Below are 18,358 nucleotides of genomic sequence, written 5' to 3'. Positions count from 1 at the left end.
TTATGGGACAAGGCGATACTCAACTAGCTCTGTCCGTTGAAAGAAGTTGAAGTTATCATCCGAGATCAGCGTTACCCATATATCACCCTTTGGTCCGTGCCAGACCGAAATACCTTCAAGGTTGTCATGGGCGGCAGACGCTGTTTCCAACAATGTCTGCTCTTGTGTCAGGGCTGTATCCGTCACGGTAAACCGACGTATGCGGGCCGAGAACCCGGACAAGCCGCGAAAATCACGTTCAAGCAGGTAGAGCTTACCGTCTGGTCCAAAGTCTGCCCCCACTGGCAGAAACGTTCCCCGTCGCAGAACGCTCATTGGCTGGTCCCATTTACCATTGCGAAACCGCCAGATAGGAAAGGGTTTATTCAAGCGGCCAGATCGTTCGGGTAACGTATAAAGCGTGCCGTTTTGGTCGACCGCCAATGCCTCTAGTGACGCATTTCCCTGAAAGGTATCAAACGCTTTGAGGCGCGGCAGCGCCTTACCGGCACCAGAGATCTTTTCATACTCAAGAATGCGATGCAGACCCTCAAAGGCAACCCAGAACACTTTATCCATGATCGCCAATCCTTCGGCGTCTGTCCCATGGTGGATCAGAGGGCTACCATCTGTATTTTGAAGTGGGGAAAGCTGGGTATTCTGCACCTCAATGATTTGACCATTCGCGTCACGTAACAAACTTGCTTCGGCAAACTGTCCGCGATCAGATGTCGCAAAAAACTTCTGACCATCCTGCGTTACTTCAATTGACGAGAACCCGCCAAAGCCCTCGGATGGATCTTGCCATGTATAGCTGCCAACCAATTCCAGTACCTGCGCATTTGGAGCCCCTGCAAAAGGGACAGAACGCAGGCCATAAGCGTTAATTTGATTGCAGAACCCCCCTGCAGGCTTGAGGAAGATCAGCCATAACAAGTTCCCGACGAGGTTTAACCGGCGGTGGATTCTTTGGAGGTGGGGGTGGGTTGAGAATATCGTTCACCCAACGCTGCGCGTCAGCACACCCGTCCCCGGCAGGGGGCGGCGCCTGATTGGTACAGTTACGTGACCCTTTAGGGCAGGACAGGCGCACGTGAAAATGATAGTGGTGTCCATACCAAGGGCGGATTTTACTTAGCCATCTACGGTCGCCCTTTTCATCTTTGCACATTTGCACCTTGGCACCGGGAAACACGAAGATCCGCGCGACACGACGATCGCTCGCTGCAGCTTTGAGAACTTCGTGATGGGTACGTGTCCAGTTCTTGTTTACAAAAGCACCGTTTGCGCGGCGCATGGAAATAGCCGAAATGTTCTCACGTTGAGATGGGCTGAGCGTCATTTTTTTGGCGGGGTTCATCCAGATATCCGCATCCAGACCAATTTGATGTGAACGATGTCCGGTCAGCATCGGCCCGCCACGCGGTTGCGACATATCACCAACATAGATACCCGCCCATCCCAGCGAACGCGCCTTACGGCTGAGGTCTTGAACGAAATCCACGGTTTCGGGGTGCCCCCAGTTGCGGTTGCGTGACAGGCGCATGGCTTGCCAGGTTGGCCCTGTTTCTGGCAGCTGCATCAAGCCTGCAGCACACCCTTTTGCGTAAGAACCATGAGCCTGCGGTGACTGTGTTGACCCAGCGCGCTTGGCACCGAAAAGCTTCTTGGCTTCGACAAACCTGTTGGGGTCAGCTTTTTGGCTTACCTGAACCTCACGCGGCGCAGGTGCGCAGCTTGAAATCAGCATAACAGTCAGAACGGTGATCAGGTAGCGATTGCCCATACGGATTTGTCCTCTCCTTCTGGTTTCACCCAGACTAACAGAACAAGGGCCAATACGAAAAGCCCAATGACGGGTGAAACGCCAATTCGTTGGCTGTTTGAAATGTCCGTCGCAAAGGCAATCAGCAAAGGTGCAAGAAAAGAAGTGGCTTTGCCTGCCAGGGCGTAAAGGCCAAATGCTTCGGTCATGCGATCCGGGTTGCCCTGCCGAACCAGCATCGTACGCGATGCTGATTGCAGCACACCACCTGCAGCCCCAATCAATACACCGCAGCCATAGAAGGCAATATCAGGTATAATAGACCCTTCTGGTGTCATTATGCCCAGAACCGAGTCGCGTGCGATGCACACGACACCGACCGCTGCCAGGATCAGCAGAATAATGCAGACCAAAATCACAGGTTTCGGTCCATAAGCGCGGTCTGCATGGCCGCCAAGCCAGGCAAATAACGCACCGGAGGCTACGGTAAGTAAGCCAAATACGCCAACATCAATCACAGACCATCCCAGCACCCCAAACGCGTAGAAGCCACCGAATGTATACATTCCATTCAGCGCGTCCCGGTAGAGCATGGAAGAGGACAGGTAAGCTGTCAGGCTGGGGCTTTTGGGCAAACGCTTGATGGTGGCCAGAAGTCCTATCAAGCCTTCCTTGATCGCACCTTTCTTTCGTTTGACGGGCGGCTCATCTTCACGGACCCAAAGGAAGAACGGAATCATGAAGATTATAAACCACAGCGCCGTAAAAGGTCCGACGGACCGGGTTCCTTCGCGCGCTTCGGTATCAAGACCAAAGAGCGGTGAAATACCCAAAAGCGTCTTGCCTTTGCCATCAGCAGCTAGAAAACACAGGCACAAAATAAGCGCGAACAATCCACCAACATAGCCCATCGCCCACCCTGTACCAGAGATACGCCCAATCTCGGATCTGGGCCCAAGATCCGGGAGCATCGCATTGGTGAAGATAGTCGCGAACTCCATTCCGATCAGGCCAATGATGAAAAACCCTAAGATCAGGGTCGTATTTACTGCATCAGGTACCGCGAGCCATAACCCTGCCGATCCGACTATGTAGAGCAGTGAAAACACATAGATATAAGGCATACGCCGACCAGCGCTGTCGGCTACGGCCCCCAGCGTGGGTGCCATCATGGCAATCATCACGCCGGATATCGTTAACCCTATACCCCAAAGACTTTGTGCCTCGGCTTTGGCTAAACCCACAGGCAGGCCGTTTGCAATGCCGCGATTTGTAACAATTTCTGCGAAGTAAGGTCCGAAAATGAAAGTTAGCAGCAAAGTGTTATATGGTTGACTGGCCCAATCGAACATCATCCAGCCCATGATGCGCTTGCGCATTGGCACGTCAGTCATTTCACTTCCTCATTGCTACCTTTGGATATTTAACATGCGGTAGGCAGAGGCAAGGAATTTCTTACCTTTTGGCTCTAAATAAGCCTACTAGACACTGAATCAACCTAATAGATGGGCGGCCATGGGCGAAGGCTTTCCGCTTCAATCCATGCTGCAATCCAGTCAGGCATCTCTGGTGTGGATACGACATCTTTGAATTCCGCCATGACTTTTTCTGTTGGCACAATACCAGAGCTGTCAGTTACGGCCGAACGATAAAGTATGTGGGATGCTGCTTCGCCCCTGACCCACATGCTTTGTTCAAGATATATGAACCGTGCATCCCATGCGACAGCGCGGGATCGCATCTCGAACCGGTCAAACATGCGAACCCGCTTGCGATACCGGACTGAAGCACCAGCCATGGTCAGGCCCCACCGGTTCTTTTTGAGAACCTCTATCAGACCGACCCTTTTTGCCAGAGGCAAACGCCCCAGATCGTAAAGGCTGAGCGTGCGGCCGTTGTTCAGCTCCATCCAGAAGTCCAGATCCCACGGCCAGCAGATATGATGGGAGACATGCGTTTCAGTCAGAGCCAGCGGGCTGGCATTACGGTGCACAAAAAATTCTTTAGCAAGACGGATAAACGGATACATGGAAATCTCCTTTGCAGCAGGGATTCCTCTGCCATGCGGGAAGATCAAGCGAAACCTGACGTCAGCATCAACAATACACGCTGGTCTTGCACATAGGTCATCATGCGACTACCTCTGATCCAATTACAGATCGCCGGAGACACAGAATGACATCGCTCTTTCAAATATTGCTTATGCTGTTGGGTGTGGTGCGATTTGTTATCCTTGCGCATTTCATACTGAGCTGGCTGCTGAGTTTTGAGGTACTCAACCTGCGCCAGCCAATTGTTGCGCAAATTTGGAATGGGTTAAATCGCTTGTTAGAGCCTATTTACGGCCCAATTCGCCGCTTCTTGCCGAATATGGGAGGCCTTGATCTAAGTCCAATTGTTGCGTTGTTGGGCGTCTATGCTGTTGAAATTATCCTGCGCAACAATGCTGCATTCTTCTATTGATCAATGCGTGAACGGTGCAGCATCGCCCCAAAGCGCTTTCACACGCTGGTCACGACCACAAGCTTCCCGGTAACGCTTGTAAGCAGCTGATTTTCTAAGCGGACCAAAGCGCGTGAGGATTCTATCACTGCTTTTATAATAATCCTGATGATAGCTATCGGCTGGATAGAATGCGCCAACCTTCAATATCGGCGTTACGACTTTCTGGCCAAGGGCTGACTGTGCTTCGGCTTTTGCAGCTTCCGCCGCTTTGCGTTGCTGAGCGTCCTCTACAAAAATAGCGGTACGGTAGCTATTGCCGCGATCACAGAACTGACCACCGGCATCCGTCGGATCTACTGAGCGGAAAAACAGGTCATAAATCTGCTTTGGACTTATGACCGCAGGATCATAGGTGATTTTGACGGATTCATAATGCCCTGTGCCGCCTTTCGTGACCTGTTTGTAACTTGGGTTTGCCACAGTCCCGCCGGCGAAGCCGGAGACCACATCTTTTACCCCTTTTACTTTCTCGAAATCAGACTCAACACACCAGAAGCAACCACCCGCCACAACCAGGCTATCTGTGCCCGCTGCATGGGCATTATTGCCTTTGACAGCAAAGCCAACAGATATTGCAAGTGCCAGAAGCCCAAGTTTCACGTTTTGAAGTGTCGATGAGAAAGCCATGATATACCTCATTCATAGGTTATGGCGAACATGCCGAGTGAAACAGTTATGCGCAATTAACGACGCTGTGACCTCACACAAGGGTGATTTACTGCGCTTCAGGGCAACGCTTCGATAATCTCGTCAATGTCTTCAAGGCGTTCACTGCTGGACGGGTGTGTTGACAACCATTCGGGGGGTCCCCGCCTAAATCCGACATGGTTCTAAAAAACACCTTGAGGCCAGCAGGATCATACCCGGCCTTGTCAGCAAGGATTATACCAAATTCATCCGCATCACTTTCATGACCACGGGAATAGGACAGCGATAAAAGAAGGTTTCCTTCAAGTATGATATCTTCAAGAATAGGTCCTGTATCCCCCGCCAGAAACGCGATCATGATGTAAATACCAAGCGAGCGGTAGATCTGGCGTAACCCGTGCTGTTCAACGACATGGCCCATTTCATGACCAAGAACACCTGCAAGGACATCCTCGCCGGGAAATTGTCGCACGAAGTCGTCCGTAATGATCATCGTACCGCCTGGAAGCGCAAATGCATTTGGGCCAATTCCTGGCATATCGCGGAAAAGCAGTTGAAAATTGGCAACCTCTTTGTCTTCTTTATCCAGATTGTTCAGCATGTTTTTGAAAATTGCGGTAACGCGTTTCCGCTCGGCCTTATCCAGATTTGTCTCTTCTGCCATGCTGAAATCAATCGCACTGAGCGTGCCCTGATCAATTTGCTCAATCAAAATAGGCGGCGTCAGCGCGATTGCAGCAGATGCAACAAGATCCAGCCCGTATCGCCACAGTATCCAGCCAATAGCCGCGCAGACCACAATTACACCAAGAAGACGGGGATGCAGCGCTTCATAATGATGCAAAAGGCCCCCGCGGGTCTGGCCGCTCAAGGCTTGTATGGCTGCGTGGTTTTCTGTCTCAAACATCAAGCCATCGGGGAAGGTTATTCGGCGTGGGGTCGAGCCCAACGGAGGATCGAGTTTGCATTGGCTTAGAAATGCCGCAGACAAAACGGCGTTTGTTTCATCCACAACCTTGATCATGATATCTTCGCGGCTGGCATAATCACCTGACATTGTCAGTTGGGTGATAAGCTGTGCCGGTGTTGCGCGCGAACTCAGCGGCGCAAAAGCCTTACCTGAGATCGCAGCGCTTTTGTCTTGCCGCAAATCAACCATGTCTAAAGTGCTTTAGATGGGCAGGCCAATATCAATACCTTCCAGATCAGTATAGGCATCACCAAGAGCTGAGCCCTCTTTCTGTACCTGACCTACAAAATCATCAACAGACCCACCCGGCGTGAATGTCGTGTTGTTCGCCATATATCGCGCCAGACGTATCTGTGCCCATGGTAGCATCAGGCCGAAAGTAAACACCACAGCCAGCATGTTTGAGACGGCAATCCAAAGCAGTTTTGGTGCAGTTACACTTGATCCAAAACTATGTCCGCCTTCAAGCGTCGTTGAGTTGTAAATCACATTACGGGTCATTGCCTGATAGATAAAGGCAGCAGGTAGGAAAGCCGCAAAGAAGATACCGTAAAACAGCATCACGATGGCCAGCACAACTGTCGGATCGCCCTCGTCAGGATTTTCCATGGTTTGCGCAAAATCGGCAAAGTTAAACCCAGTCAGCACGACCAGAACACCACCGACAAATAAAACCCACGCGATGGCGGCTAGAAATGCTTTATAGAAAGGGCCAATCGACGCGTCCATCTTGAAAGATGATGTGCCCAAACGGTGATTATCTATAGAAAACCTCTTAACGGCGCGATCAAGAAACGGGAATGTTGTGTATAGGGTCAACGCCGTCAATATTGGGAAAATCAGGTAAACCAGAAATGCACGCCCAACCCCACCAATAAAATTGAAGCGCACATTTGACCAGCTGGACATGCGCGCATTAAAGGCCAAGCTACGCACTATGAGATAAGGGAACACTACAAGAAGCCCCAAAATCAGGATGACGCCGACAAACGGAATAGCTGCAAGAAGCGAATAGACAATGAAGCCGACCACCACGATGATCCGTCCAATCAGGATCTGCATGCCAGTGGCGTGATAGTCAAAATTTCGACCCGCAACATAGGTGTTGTTGTAGAAATACTTCTTGGTTCGTACCTTTGCCCATGCAGAATATATGCCAAGTGTTATGCCGCTTAATAGCAGGTTCACGATCCATATTCCGAACCATTCCCCGGCTTTTCCACGAAATTCAAACTGTTCCGGACCAGTTTGGCCTTGAGTGTACATGCCACCTATCCCTCTGAATTATTTTGCAGGACACTAACGAACCAGCCCTAAAAGTGAACTATAAAGACACTTATCTGCTATTAATAATTTAACATTGTCACAGTAAGGCCTAGCGCAAACGACGGTCTCGCATGGCCAATAGCCGCAAGCGGAGTGCATTCAGTTTGATGAAGCCTGCCGCATCCTTTTGATCATAGGCTCCGGCATCATCCTCAAACGTCACATGTTCTTCAGAATAGAGCGAGTGGTCAGACCAGCGCCCGACAGTACGTGCCAGCCCTTTGTAGAGCTTCAGGCGCACTGTGCCTGTCACATGCTCTTGCGACTTATCTATCGCAGCCTGCAACATCTCGCGCTCAGGGCTGTACCAGAATCCGTTATAGATCAGCTCTGCATATTGCGGCATAAGCTGGTCTTTAAGATGCGCAGCTCCACGATCCAGAGTGATCTGTTCAATACCGCGGTGGGCCTCCAGCAGTATCGTACCGCCAGGGGTTTCATAAATGCCACGAGATTTCATACCGACGAACCGGCCTTCAACCAGATCAAGCCTGCCAATACCATGCTTGCCGCCAAGCGCGTTCAGCTCGGTTAGAAGTGCTGCAGGCGACATGGCCTTGCCGTTGATTGATACTGAATCACCATGCTCAAATCCGACCTCGATAAACTCGGGCGTATCGGGTGCGTCTTCCGGATTAACCGTTCGCTGATAGACATAATCAGGCGCGTCATCCGCCGGGTCTTCTAAAACCTTGCCCTCGGAAGACGTATGCAACAGGTTCGCATCGACACTGAACGGTGCTTCGCCACGTTTGTCTGTGGCAATCGGTATTTGGTGCGCTTCTGCAAATTCCAGCAACTTTGTCCGCGACGTCAAATCCCATTCGCGCCATGGCGCGATCACCTTGATGTCTGGGTTCAACGCATAAGCCGACAGTTCAAACCGGACCTGATCGTTGCCCTTGCCCGTTGCCCCGTGCGCTACGGCATCTGCGCCGGTCTCTGCCGCAATCTCGATCAGACGTTTCGAAATCAATGGGCGCGCAATCGAAGTTCCCAGCAGATATAACCCTTCATACAACGCATTGGCCCTGAACATCGGAAACACGAAATCGCGCACGAATTCTTCCCGCACATCTTCGATGAAAATACTTTCCGGGCTGATCCCCAAAAGCTCGGCCTTCTTGCGTGCTGGCTCAAGCTCTTCACCTTGGCCGAGATCGGCAGTGAAAGTCACAACTTCGCAGTTATATTCCGCCTGCAACCATTTCAGGATGATCGAGGTATCAAGCCCGCCCGAATAGGCAAGCACAACTTTCTTGGGGGCAGACATAAGAACGCTCCGACATTTATCAGTTGTTGCGCGATAGCGTCTCTTCCGCCGCTGTGCAAGACCAGCGGGGGTCTATGATTGACCCGAAGGACCTTTGCCTCTTAATCAAGGGAAGTTAAAGACACACTTTAAGGCAAGGCATAGCATATGCGCACAGGTTTCGGCATTTTCTTGAACAGTTTGAAATTACTGCTTGGTAATTTTTTTCAGGCAATCCGTCTGACCTCAGTGATCTGGATACTTTCTGCGGGCGCGCTGTGGTATATGGCCGACGTTCTGCTTGGCTGGGAGTTTGAAACAACCGCACAGTCAGACACGTCGCAATTACCACCTCTGTTCTGGACCTTCACAATGCTATCGATCGTGATGAATTATGTCACGCTCAGCTGGATTGCGGTACGCTGGCATCGATACATATTGAGCGGAGATGAAGGCCGCGGATGGATACCCATGGTTTCGATGATAACCCTGTCCAATTACATGACGCAGATATTGTTGCTTATCATGATATTTGCGCTGATCTACGTACCGGTTCGTTTTGCAACACTTTCGATCATACAATCTGATGCTGTACCAATTTTTGTGATCAGTATTATCAATATTTCGGGTCTATTGATCGCGTTTTATGTGGTTTTGCGGCTCTCTCTCAGCCTGCCAGCCAATGCGATAGACAAATCGATCAATATTCTGAAATCGTTTAAAGCGACGAAAGCCATTCGGAGTGTAATTTTAATTCCACTGATGCTAACCTTAATACTTAGTATCGCGCTTCTTCTTCCGGGACTCACGCTCAGGATAAATCCGCTTGTTTCTGTACTGCTCAGCTCTCTGTCCGGGTGGATCGTGACATTGCTTGTTGTCAGCCTTCTTAATGCGCTGCACCTTCATTTGGCCGATGAACTTAAACCCGATGCCGTAGCGGCATGACCGATTTTGCAGAAGCTGCCCGCTCTGCCACGCAACAGATGCGGTCGCTTTTTGATCAAACGCCATTGCAGCGTAATGATTATCTCTCGGATCGGTATGATTGTGAGCTTTTTCTGAAGCGTGAAGATTTATCGCCTGTGCGATCCTACAAGATACGCGGTGCGTTTAATGCAATGTTCAAACGCAGGATTGCAGCACCGGATCAAAACCGCTTTGTTTGTGCCAGCGCGGGAAACCACGCACAGGGATTTGCCTATGCCTGTCGGCATTTCCATGTGATGGGCGAGGTGTTTATGCCAATCACCACGCCGCAGCAAAAAATTCACAAGACCCGAGCTTTTGGCGGGGAGAATGTGAAGATCAGGCTAACCGGTGACTATTTTGACCAAACGCTGGCCGTAGCGCAGACTCATTGCGTCGAGATCGGGGCGCATTTTCTGGCACCTTTCGATGATCCGGACGTGATCGAAGGGCAGGCCTCGGTCGCAGTCGAAATACTTGCAGGAATGGATTTATCGCCTGATCTGGTTATCCTTCCTGTTGGTGGCGGTGGTTTGTCTGCTGGGATGCGGCGGTATTTCAAAGAAGCTGCGCCAGAGACAGAGTTCCGCCTGATCGAGCCAGCAGGTGGTGCCAGCCTGACTGCGGCACTTGCCCACGGTGGTCCTGTAACCTTACCTCATGTGGATAGCTTCGTTGACGGTGCCTCGGTGGCCCGGATCGGCGATCATACTTTCGAGCAGCTCTGTGATATCGACCCAGCCAATGTTCTGACCGCCCCTGAGAACCGTATATGCGGCACGATAGTTGATCTTCTGAATATTGAAGGCATGGTGCTGGAACCTGCGGGCGCACTTGTGATTGATGCGTTGCAGAATCTGCAAGACGATATTCGGGGCAAAAAGGTTGTCTGTGTGACGTCTGGTGGAAATTTCGATTTTGAGCGCTTGCCCGAAGTGAAGGAGCGCGCCTTGCGCTACGCAGGTGTGAAGAAATACTTCATCCTGCGCATGCCACAGCGTCCTGGTGCATTGCGGGATTTTCTCGCGCTCTTGGGGCCAGATGACGATATTACCCGGTTTGAGTACCTGAAAAAGTTCGCCCGCAATTTCGGGTCTGTTCTTATTGGTATCGAAACCAAGCATGCCAGTGCATTTGAAAAGCTACAGGCCGAAATGACCGCTGCGGGATTTGATCCCCGTGACATCACGAATGATGAAGTTCTGGCGGAGTTCTTGATCTGATTTCAGGTGTACGCCACGCTTCAAGCAACATGTCTTATGTCGTCGGACGCGGCTAAAAACGCTTCTTTCGACGCCTTATAGCATGTCATGATAGCGCTGATTGCGTCTGTATTCTGCTCTTTCTCAGCCTGTTCACATAGCTTTCTGAAAGACGCAAAGCCCAGATTGGCCGCACTGCCTTTCAAAAAATGCAGATCATGGGTGAACATGGCCGCATCACATGTCGCCAAAGCCGCTAACTTATCTTCCACTTCTTCAAGAAACAGCGCGATCACTTCGTCAAAGTCATCTATGCCAAGATCGTCCTTTAATTCCTTTACACGCGTCCAGTCTATCATATTGCACCCCTTGCAACTCTAGCATGGGTAGAAAGACATAAAGGCTGTTAACAGCCAGTTATTGCTAAAATTGAAATGAACAGCATTTGAACAATAATCTCTCTTTAAGTTCTTTCGCGCAAAGAAATCTATCAAGGTAATGTAATCATCAGACCTATAGCTGTGACTGCACATGTAAATATGCAAATAAGCCCATCGGATACATCCCGGCTTGTACTGGTCGTGGACGATAGCCGTATGCAACGCAAGATGCTAACAGCTTCTTTGCGCAAATGGGGTTATGAGGTGATCGAAGCCGGGTGCGGGCATGAAGGTCTTGAGCTGTGTGAGACCCATGATGTCAGTATGATAATCAGTGACTGGATGATGCCCGGCATAGACGGTCCGACATTCTGCAAAAGCTTCCGGAATATGGAACGCAGCGATTATGGCTATTTTATCCTTCTAACCAGCAAAGCCGAAACGCAGGAGGTCGCTCAAGGTCTCGATTCTGGTGCAGATGATTTTCTTAAGAAACCGGTCAATTTTGGTGAGTTACGGGCGCGTATGCGGGCGGGCGAACGGATCTTGCACATGCAGTCCGAACTGGTCGAAAAAAATCGTATCGTCCATGAGACACTGGACGAAATCCAAACCCTTTATGATGGTTTGAACCGTGATCTGGCCGAAGCACGCAAGTTGCAACAGTCACTGGTGCGTGAAACGGATATCCATTTTGGCACCAGCAGTGCCGCTTTGCTTTTGCAGCCCAGCGGGCATGTCGGGGGCGATCTGGTTGGGCAATTTAGAATTAACGACGCCGAAGTGGGCTTGTTCTCGCTTGATGTGTCTGGCCATGGTGTGACGTCAGCACTGATGGCTGCGCGTTTGGCAGGTTATCTGAGCGGTTTAACCCCAAAGCAGAATGTCGCGCTTTGCCAGCGTGAGGATGGCAGTTATAAAGCCCGCGACCCCTGTGAGACCGTTGGCCATCTTAATGACCTGTTGCTGCGTGAACTGGATACAGAGCATTATTTCACGATGGCGCTCACGATTATCAATCTGCAAACCGGGCAGCTATGTTGTGTGCAAGCTGGTCATCCTCATCCGATGATCCAGCGTGATACGGGTCAGGTAGAACTACTGGGCTCGGGTGGCCTGCCTGTTGGTCTGATTCCAGGCATAAACTACGAAAGCTTTGAGGCATGGCTGAAACCGGGGGATAGATTGATCCTCTATTCCGACGGTGTAACCGAATGCGCAACCCAGGATGGTGCCTTGCTGGACGAAACGGGGTTGATAGATATTTTGCAAAACCATAGCGCGCTTAACGGACGGGCGTGGCTTGAAAAATTGATGGATGAACTGCAGATATTCAGCGGCACATCAGATTTTGAGGATGATGTCTCAGCCCTTGTGTTTGACTTCGCCGGTTCAGCCTGACGCCCTGAAAAATCGTTCCACAAAATGTCTGTCACCATCATTGGCTAATGCGTCGTAAACCTCGGGGACCGGCATCCAGAGCGCTGTATGCGCAGGCTCTACCGGGTCGCTTCGCCGCAAAACTGGCCGGGCAAGGTAGATATGGCACAGCTTCTCGGCCCAGATGTCGTATTCTGGCATATACACAAACCGCCGGAATGCCCCTAGACGACGCGGTGCTGCAATGGCCCAGCCGGTTTCCTCAAATACTTCACGATGCAAAGCCTGAACAGGGCTTTCGCCTGGATCAATGCCACCACCGGGTAGTTGAACCTCCGGTTTTGGCTCTGATTGGAATGTCACGAGCATATCGGACCCGGCCCAAAGAATCGCATAGGCACCGGGGCGTAAACGATAGCTTTGCCCATGCCTTACAGGCTCTCCAAACCGTCTGATCATGCTGCCTCTCCAAACTGTTGATGCATCGCAGGTCTTGGAGACCCCGTTGCCGTGCCTATATAGACGCGGTATGCCAATCTCGATGGCTTAAGGAAACCCCATGACACTTGGACAAAAAATCGCTTGGGACGATACTGTTCTGCCCTTTCAGCTGGACCGTTGCGACATTCGTGGACGGTTTGCACGACTGGATGGCGTTCTGGATCAGGTTTTGTCGCAGCATGACTATCCCCCTGCTGTTGAAGCCGCTGTTGCTGAAGCTGCTTTACTGACAGCTCTTATCGGACAGATGGTCGAATTGCGCTGGAAACTGTCTTTGCAAATCCGTGGGGATGGCCCTTTGCGGTTGATTGCAACGGATTACTACGGGCCGACAGAAGACGGCGAGCGCGCACGCATACGTGCCTATGCCAGCTATGATGCCGAGAAGCTTGACCAAACCGCACCGCATTTCCCGCAAATCGGGAAAGGTTTCTTTGCCATTTTGATTGATCAAGGTGATGGGATGACCCCCTATCAGGGGATCACGCCTTTGTCCGGTGGCAGCCTGTCTGCTTGTGCCGAGACCTACTTCGCTCAATCCGAGCAATTGCCTACCCGCTTTGCATTGACCTATGGCCGCAGTCAGGAACCGGGGCAGGACGAAGGTTGGCGTGCTGGCGGTATCATGTTGCAACATATGCCAAAGGCTTCCCCTTTTGTCGCAAAAGATGGCAGTTCTGGGGAGCAAGGGCTTCTATCCGCAGATGATATTCTGGATGGGGCTGCGTCCGAGAACTGGACCCGTGCCAATGCGCTGTTAGATACGGTCGAAGAGATGGAGCTGATTGGGCCAAGTCTTGCACCGACAGATTTACTGGTGCGCCTCTTCCACGAAGAAATGCCCATTGCTTATGATGCACAGCCCATGAAGTTTGGATGCACCTGCTCTGAAGATAAGGTTCGCCAAAGCATGTCGATATATTCTGCCCGCGATATTGCGCATATGACCAAAGACGATGGAACATTGACCGCTGACTGCCAATTCTGCGGGGCGCATTATGTTTTGGACCCCAAGACGCTTGGTTTTGAGGCAGAGCCCAGTGCAGGAAAGTGAAGATATCGCCCAGATCAAAGCGGCCCTGCGGTATAGTGGATCGGCCTCATCTGACTTTGATCTGAACCCTGATACTGTGCTGCCCGCCAATCGCAAGTTGCGTGACGCAGCAGTCCTGATCCCACTGATCGAAGGGTATTACGGGTTAGAGGTGCTGTTGACCAAGCGCTCTTCGGCGCTGAAACATCATCCGGGTCAGATCGCCTTTCCGGGCGGGAAACTGGATGCCTCAGACGCAACATTGGAAGCAGCAGCCATACGCGAAGCTCGGGAAGAAGTGGGCCTGCCGGACAGCGCGGCAGCTATACTCGGGGCTTTGCCATGCCATGAAACCGTGACCGGTTTTCAGGTCACGCCTTTCGTTGCCCATATCACGCAACCTTTCGATCACCGCCCAGAAGCTGGAGAGGTGGCAGAAATATTCACCGTACCCCTTTCTCATGTCCTAAAACCGGAAAACTTTGCTATCGAAGGGCGCCGCTGGCGGGGACAGATACGCCGCTATTATACCGTGCCATATGGCCCCTATTATATCTGGGGGGCGACGGCACGGATGTTGCGCGGCCTTGCCGACAGGCTGAAATAATGCGCGCCGACGGTTCATGGAGGAATATGCCGGGCACACAGGCGCTCATGCGCTTGTTGTCTGATGCAGACTATAAGGTCTTTTTCGTTGGTGGCTGCGTGCGTAACGCACTTCTTGGTGTCCCCGTATCAGATATTGATCTGAGTACGGATGCCACACCTGATCAGGTAACTGACCTGGCCACGACCGCAGGTCTGAAGGTGATTCCCACAGGGTTAGACCATGGCACCATCACTGTCATGGCGGGTGGGATCGCCCATGAAGTGACGACCTTTCGCAAGGATGTCGCAACGGACGGTAGGCGCGCGGAGGTGATGTTCTCCAAGGATCTGCGCGACGACGCAAGGCGACGCGACTTCACGATGAACGCACTTTATGCTGATGCGAATGGAGTGATCACAGACCCGGTCGATGGGCTCCGGGATTTGCGGGCAAGGCAGGTTCGCTTCATTGATGATCCAGCCCAACGCATCGCAGAGGATTATCTTCGTATCCTGCGCTTCTTCCGGTTTCATGCGTGGTATGGCGATCCACAAACTGGAATTGATCCAGAAGGTCTGGCCGCCTGTGCCGACGGTGCCGATGGGCTTGCAGGTCTGTCGCGCGAACGGATCGGGGCGGAAATGATCAAGCTTTTATCTGCCCCTGATCCGGCCCCATCTGTCGCTGCAATGGCACAAGCAGGTATTTTACAGCGCGTCATGCCCGGCGCGGACCCAAAGGCTTTGGCACCGCTTGTGCATCTGGAAAAGGGCCTCACGCCCGATTGGATCAGACGTGCGCTGGCATTGGGTGGTGGTGAGTTGCGCGACAACTGGCGTCTCTCAAAAAGCGATGCACGCGATCTGGCGACAGCACGTGGCGATCTGGGGAACCTCAGACCATTAGCAGAATTGGCCTATCATTATGGGGCTGCACATGCCCGAAACATCGCACTGGTTCGGGCGGCACTGTTTGAGCAACCTTTGCCTGAAGACTTGGACAAAGAGATTAAACACGGCTCAGAAGCCAGCTTCCCCATCAAAGCCAAAGATTTAATGCCAGAATTTACTGGTCCAGCCCTTGGCGCAAAACTGTCAGAGTTGGAAGAACGCTGGATCCGCTCGGGCTTTGCTTTGACACGGGAAGATCTGCTTTCGTGACATTCGATCCGCTGTACGCCTTTGTTTTTGCGGGCCTCTTTTCTCCGGGTCCGAATGTTATCCTGCTGACAGCATCAGGGGCGCGTTTCGGGCTAAGGGCAACTGTGCCACATATTCTGGGCGTTGCGTTTGGGGTCGGGATCACGTCCGGGTTAACAGGGCTCGGCATCGGGGCCTTGTTGCTTGCACAACCAGAATTGGCACTCATCCTGAAAACCCTGGCAGCATGCTGGATTCTGTGGATGGCCTGGAAGCTGTTCACAGTCAGCCGCAGCCCTACTGCAAAAGCGCAAGACAAACCGTTTACATTCGTTGAGGCTGTCCTGTTCCAATGGGTCAATCCAAAGGTCTGGGCCGTAGCTCTGGTCGCCTCAACCGCCTATGCAAGCGGTCTTCCGCCAACGCAGGAAGCGGTAAGGTTGGCGACAGCTTTCTCGGGCCTGAACCTCTTTGTTTGCTTGTTCTGGACCTATGCTGGATCGCTTTTGACATACCTTCTGAATTCCCAAAAGGCCTGGCAAATTTTTATGATAGGTATGGCTGCATGTCTTGCGGCGTCAGCTGTCATGGTCTTTTTATAAAGACCTGATTATATGTGCCACTCATACACAAGGCACATTTTCAATGTTTCGGCTTCTGGGAAATCGGGGCGCCCTCTATTGGGAGTGCGCGGTCGTGTCATTAACGACCCTACGATCTACCAGCACAGCAACCGCGGACATGATTGCAGCGATCATGGATATGTTCCTGAGCAAGGAGGCAGCAGAATGATAGAAAGAAGCTTGAAAGCGCTTGAGCCGCTGCTGGTCAAGCTTGGCAACCTCATCGATGGGTTTCAGCCTGCTGACACAGATCCGCCGCGCACGCTATGGGCCTTTTGCAAGTGGTGTATTGCAGGATCCTGGCCTGTGCTTTGGGTGGCTGCGTTTTTCTCGGCATTGGCGGGCACGATGGAAGCTGTGACTGCCTTGCTTCTGGGGGCTGTGATTGATGCAGCCACTGGCGATCCTGCGACCTTTTTTGCTGATAATTGGGTTCTTGTTGCAGTCTTCGTTGGGTTCTTCTTGATTCTGCGACCTTTGAGTTTTGGGACGAGTGCTGCATTTAACGGCATCGTTGTGCCACCCAATGTCTATCCGCTGATCCAGAGCCGTCTGCACCGCTGGACCCTTGGCCATGCAGTGGATTACTTCGACAATGACTTCGCAGGACGCATTGCGCAAAAGCAGATGCAGACTGCGCGTGCACTAACGGAAGTGGTTAATGAAACCATCAATGTTGTATTCTTTGCGCTTGCCTCGCTTATCGGATCAATCCTGCTGCTTGTGACAATAAACTGGACCATGGGCGTTCTTCTGACCGTCTGGCTGGTCGGCTATTTGCTGATGATCCATTGGTTCATGCCACGCATCCGCAAACGATCAGCAGCGCGTGCAGGTGCACGCACGATGGTCACGGGGCAAGTGGTGGATACGATCACCAATATCAAAACAGTGAAACTTTTCGGCCATGCCCGTCACGAGGACGCGGCCGCCATCGATGCCATGGCCACTCTACGCGACCGCGCCTTGGAGTTCGGGCGTTTGTCTACCGGGTTCCGTTTTGCACTTATGTTCACCGCAGGCGTGCTGCCAGTGATCCTGATCGGCGGCACTGTGATGCTTTGGCAATCGGGCAGCGCAACAGCTGGTGATATTGCCGCTGCCGGGGCGGTCTCTATCCGTATCGCGCAGATGACGGGTTGGGTCAGTTTCACGCTGATGGCGATGTATGCCAATGTCGGCGAAGTCGAGGACGGGATGCGCACACTGACCCCGCCGCATGGGTTACTGGACAGCCCGAACGCCAAAATGCTGCAAGTCCAGAAGGGTGAAATTGTTTTCGACCATGTCAGTTTCACCTACGGGCGCGAGATTGGCGGTATTCGCGACATTTCCCTGACAATCAAACCGGGCGAAAAACTGGGGCTTGTCGGGGCGTCCGGTGCAGGCAAATCAACGCTCGTGGCGCTGCTCTTGCGCCTTTATGATCGGGAGCAGGGCGACATTCTGATAGATGGTCAAGACATCGCGAAGGTGACACAGGAAAGTCTCCGCCAGAGCATTGGTATGGTTACGCAAGAGACTGCGATGTTCAACCGCTCTGCGCGCGACAATATCCTTTACGGTCGCCCTGATGCCTCAACAGGCGAAATCTTCGAGGCCGCCAGCAAAGCCGAAGCGCATGAATTTACCCTTGGGCTTCAAGATCATAAGGGTCGTAAAGGATATGAGGCACATCTGGGCGAGCGGGGTGTAAAGCTTAGCGGTGGACAAAGACAACGCATCGCATTGGCCCGCGCTATGCTTAAAGACGCGCCGATTCTGATACTGGACGAAGCGACAAGTGCGTTGGATAGCGAGGTCGAGGCCTCGATCCAATCCGCGCTGGAAAAGGCAATGCAAGGTAAAACCGTTATCGCCATCGCCCACCGTCTGTCTACCATTGCGCGGATGGACAGGATCATCGTTCTGGATCAGGGCCGCATTGTAGAAGACGGCACGCATGATGCCTTGCTGAGCAAAGACGGGCTTTATGCACGCTACTGGCGACGCCAATCCGGCGGGTTTATCGGGATCAATGAAGCCGCCGAATAAACGTAAGCGTTTGGCAAATCCGCTCTGTCATTTCCCTTCGTTGTCCAAGAGCGTCAGCTTTTG

19 protein-coding genes are annotated in these 18,358 nt (G+C 52.1%); 9 read left to right on the top strand and 10 right to left on the bottom strand.

Features of this window, described 5'->3' with window-relative positions:
- From ACZ1HF_RS12665 to ACZ1HF_RS12650, 4 genes are all read right to left on the bottom strand, one after another.
- On the bottom strand, window positions 1–915 hold the full coding sequence (locus ACZ1HF_RS12665) for an esterase-like activity of phytase family protein (protein ID WP_472657852.1): 915 nt from the start codon (window positions 913–915) through the stop codon (window positions 1–3).
- The gene (mepA, locus tag ACZ1HF_RS12660) at window positions 863–1,765 is read right to left on the bottom strand and encodes a penicillin-insensitive murein endopeptidase (RefSeq protein WP_472657851.1); all 903 of its coding nucleotides are present in this window, start codon (window positions 1,763–1,765) and stop codon (window positions 863–865) included. The genes ACZ1HF_RS12665 and mepA overlap by 53 nt, the downstream gene beginning before the upstream one ends.
- Window positions 1,747–3,138, bottom strand: a complete 1,392-nt coding sequence (locus tag ACZ1HF_RS12655; RefSeq protein ID WP_472657850.1) for an MFS transporter — start codon at window positions 3,136–3,138, stop codon at window positions 1,747–1,749. Before ACZ1HF_RS12655 ends, mepA begins: the two co-directional genes overlap by 19 nt.
- 104 nt (window positions 3,139–3,242) lie before the next feature.
- Window positions 3,243–3,773, bottom strand: a complete 531-nt coding sequence (locus ACZ1HF_RS12650; RefSeq protein WP_472657849.1) for a thioesterase family protein — start codon at window positions 3,771–3,773, stop codon at window positions 3,243–3,245.
- Window positions 3,774–3,919: 146 nt separating this feature from the next.
- On the opposite strand from ACZ1HF_RS12650, the gene ACZ1HF_RS12645 reads away from it, so the two are divergent.
- Entirely contained in the window at window positions 3,920–4,207 is a 288-nt protein-coding gene (locus tag ACZ1HF_RS12645; protein WP_472657848.1) for a YggT family protein, read from the top strand.
- On the opposite strand, the gene msrA is transcribed toward ACZ1HF_RS12645, so the two are convergent.
- The 4 genes from msrA to ACZ1HF_RS12625 form a co-directional block, all read right to left on the bottom strand.
- A complete protein-coding gene (gene msrA / locus ACZ1HF_RS12640) occupies window positions 4,208–4,876 on the bottom strand; it encodes a peptide-methionine (S)-S-oxide reductase MsrA (RefSeq protein WP_472657847.1) in 669 nt (222 codons plus the stop codon). It abuts the gene before it with no gap.
- A gap of 88 nt (window positions 4,877–4,964) precedes the next feature.
- Window positions 4,965–6,056, bottom strand: coding sequence for a M48 family metallopeptidase (locus tag ACZ1HF_RS12635; RefSeq protein WP_472657846.1), 1,092 nt, complete (start codon window positions 6,054–6,056; stop codon window positions 4,965–4,967).
- Window positions 6,057–6,068: 12 nt separating this feature from the next.
- A complete protein-coding gene (locus ACZ1HF_RS12630) occupies window positions 6,069–7,133 on the bottom strand; it encodes a YjgN family protein (RefSeq protein ID WP_472657845.1) in 1,065 nt (354 codons plus the stop codon).
- A 109-nt stretch (window positions 7,134–7,242) separates the two neighbouring features.
- On the bottom strand, window positions 7,243–8,466 hold the full coding sequence (locus ACZ1HF_RS12625) for an argininosuccinate synthase (RefSeq protein ID WP_472657844.1): 1,224 nt from the start codon (window positions 8,464–8,466) through the stop codon (window positions 7,243–7,245).
- Window positions 8,467–8,613: 147 nt separating this feature from the next.
- Between ACZ1HF_RS12625 and ACZ1HF_RS12620 the strand changes: the two genes are divergently transcribed.
- A complete protein-coding gene (locus tag ACZ1HF_RS12620; RefSeq protein ID WP_472657843.1) occupies window positions 8,614–9,393 on the top strand; it encodes a hypothetical protein in 780 nt (259 codons plus the stop codon).
- The gene (ilvA, locus tag ACZ1HF_RS12615) at window positions 9,390–10,637 is read left to right on the top strand and encodes a threonine ammonia-lyase IlvA (protein WP_472657842.1); all 1,248 of its coding nucleotides are present in this window, start codon (window positions 9,390–9,392) and stop codon (window positions 10,635–10,637) included. The genes ACZ1HF_RS12620 and ilvA overlap by 4 nt, the downstream gene beginning before the upstream one ends.
- Window positions 10,638–10,657: 20 nt before the next feature.
- On the opposite strand, the gene ACZ1HF_RS12610 is transcribed toward ilvA, so the two are convergent.
- On the bottom strand, window positions 10,658–10,975 hold the full coding sequence (locus ACZ1HF_RS12610) for an Hpt domain-containing protein (RefSeq protein WP_472657841.1): 318 nt from the start codon (window positions 10,973–10,975) through the stop codon (window positions 10,658–10,660).
- A gap of 180 nt (window positions 10,976–11,155) precedes the next feature.
- On the opposite strand from ACZ1HF_RS12610, the gene ACZ1HF_RS12605 reads away from it, so the two are divergent.
- Window positions 11,156–12,397: a PP2C family protein-serine/threonine phosphatase gene (locus tag ACZ1HF_RS12605; protein WP_472657840.1), complete on the top strand. Its 1,242-nt coding sequence runs from the start codon at window positions 11,156–11,158 to the stop codon at window positions 12,395–12,397.
- Here the strand turns inward: ACZ1HF_RS12605 and ACZ1HF_RS12600 are convergent.
- Window positions 12,389–12,835 carry an NUDIX hydrolase gene (locus tag ACZ1HF_RS12600; protein WP_472657839.1) on the bottom strand — a complete coding sequence of 149 codons (447 nt, stop codon included), beginning with the start codon at window positions 12,833–12,835 and terminating at the stop codon, window positions 12,389–12,391. The genes ACZ1HF_RS12605 and ACZ1HF_RS12600 overlap by 9 nt on opposite strands.
- A gap of 100 nt (window positions 12,836–12,935) precedes the next feature.
- Between ACZ1HF_RS12600 and hslO the strand changes: the two genes are divergently transcribed.
- The 5 genes from hslO (at window position 12,936) to ACZ1HF_RS12575 (ending at window position 18,295) form a co-directional block, all read left to right on the top strand.
- Complete coding sequence (hslO, locus tag ACZ1HF_RS12595; protein WP_472657838.1) at window positions 12,936–13,931, top strand: Hsp33 family molecular chaperone HslO; 996 nt, start codon at window positions 12,936–12,938, stop codon at window positions 13,929–13,931.
- Window positions 13,876–14,517: a CoA pyrophosphatase gene (locus tag ACZ1HF_RS12590; protein WP_472657837.1), complete on the top strand. Its 642-nt coding sequence runs from the start codon at window positions 13,876–13,878 to the stop codon at window positions 14,515–14,517. The genes hslO and ACZ1HF_RS12590 overlap by 56 nt, the downstream gene beginning before the upstream one ends.
- Window positions 14,517–15,659 carry a CCA tRNA nucleotidyltransferase gene (locus tag ACZ1HF_RS12585; RefSeq protein WP_472657836.1) on the top strand — a complete coding sequence of 381 codons (1,143 nt, stop codon included), beginning with the start codon at window positions 14,517–14,519 and terminating at the stop codon, window positions 15,657–15,659. The genes ACZ1HF_RS12590 and ACZ1HF_RS12585 overlap by 1 nt, the downstream gene beginning before the upstream one ends.
- Window positions 15,656–16,240, top strand: coding sequence for a LysE family translocator (locus tag ACZ1HF_RS12580; RefSeq protein ID WP_472657835.1), 585 nt, complete (start codon window positions 15,656–15,658; stop codon window positions 16,238–16,240). Before ACZ1HF_RS12585 ends, ACZ1HF_RS12580 begins: the two co-directional genes overlap by 4 nt.
- 186 nt (window positions 16,241–16,426) lie before the next feature.
- Window positions 16,427–18,295, top strand: coding sequence for an ABC transporter ATP-binding protein (locus ACZ1HF_RS12575; protein WP_472657834.1), 1,869 nt, complete (start codon window positions 16,427–16,429; stop codon window positions 18,293–18,295).
- Window positions 18,296–18,358 lie beyond the last annotated feature (63 nt).

The sequence above is a fragment of the Litoreibacter sp. GN1-5 genome, from assembly GCF_055693805.1.
Note: the sequence above shows the minus strand (reverse complement) of the source record. Positions and strands in the feature narration are given on the sequence as shown.

What these genes read in the sequence shown, in the direction of transcription:
- ACZ1HF_RS12650 (WP_472657849.1), bottom strand. Translation starts at nt 3,773, where the DNA reads ATGTATCCGTTTATCCGTCTTGCTAAAGAATTTTTTGTGCACCGTAAT.
- ACZ1HF_RS12625 (WP_472657844.1), bottom strand. Translation starts at nt 8,466, where the DNA reads ATGTCTGCCCCCAAGAAAGTTGTGCTTGCCTATTCGGGCGGGCTTGAT.
- hslO (WP_472657838.1), top strand. Translation starts at nt 12,936, where the DNA reads ATGACACTTGGACAAAAAATCGCTTGGGACGATACTGTTCTGCCCTTT.
- ACZ1HF_RS12610 (WP_472657841.1), bottom strand. Translation starts at nt 10,975, where the DNA reads ATGATAGACTGGACGCGTGTAAAGGAATTAAAGGACGATCTTGGCATA.
- mepA (WP_472657851.1), bottom strand. Translation starts at nt 1,765, where the DNA reads ATGGGCAATCGCTACCTGATCACCGTTCTGACTGTTATGCTGATTTCA.
- ACZ1HF_RS12605 (WP_472657840.1), top strand. Translation starts at nt 11,156, where the DNA reads ATGCAAATAAGCCCATCGGATACATCCCGGCTTGTACTGGTCGTGGAC.
- ACZ1HF_RS12630 (WP_472657845.1), bottom strand. Translation starts at nt 7,133, where the DNA reads ATGTACACTCAAGGCCAAACTGGTCCGGAACAGTTTGAATTTCGTGGA.
- ACZ1HF_RS12655 (WP_472657850.1), bottom strand. Translation starts at nt 3,138, where the DNA reads ATGACTGACGTGCCAATGCGCAAGCGCATCATGGGCTGGATGATGTTC.
- ACZ1HF_RS12645 (WP_472657848.1), top strand. Translation starts at nt 3,920, where the DNA reads ATGACATCGCTCTTTCAAATATTGCTTATGCTGTTGGGTGTGGTGCGA.
- ACZ1HF_RS12585 (WP_472657836.1), top strand. Translation starts at nt 14,517, where the DNA reads ATGCGCGCCGACGGTTCATGGAGGAATATGCCGGGCACACAGGCGCTC.
- ACZ1HF_RS12575 (WP_472657834.1), top strand. Translation starts at nt 16,427, where the DNA reads ATGATAGAAAGAAGCTTGAAAGCGCTTGAGCCGCTGCTGGTCAAGCTT.
- msrA (WP_472657847.1), bottom strand. Translation starts at nt 4,876, where the DNA reads ATGGCTTTCTCATCGACACTTCAAAACGTGAAACTTGGGCTTCTGGCA.
- ACZ1HF_RS12600 (WP_472657839.1), bottom strand. Translation starts at nt 12,835, where the DNA reads ATGATCAGACGGTTTGGAGAGCCTGTAAGGCATGGGCAAAGCTATCGT.
- ACZ1HF_RS12635 (WP_472657846.1), bottom strand. Translation starts at nt 6,056, where the DNA reads ATGGTTGATTTGCGGCAAGACAAAAGCGCTGCGATCTCAGGTAAGGCT.
- ACZ1HF_RS12620 (WP_472657843.1), top strand. Translation starts at nt 8,614, where the DNA reads ATGCGCACAGGTTTCGGCATTTTCTTGAACAGTTTGAAATTACTGCTT.
- ilvA (WP_472657842.1), top strand. Translation starts at nt 9,390, where the DNA reads ATGACCGATTTTGCAGAAGCTGCCCGCTCTGCCACGCAACAGATGCGG.
- ACZ1HF_RS12590 (WP_472657837.1), top strand. Translation starts at nt 13,876, where the DNA reads ATGTTTTGGACCCCAAGACGCTTGGTTTTGAGGCAGAGCCCAGTGCAG.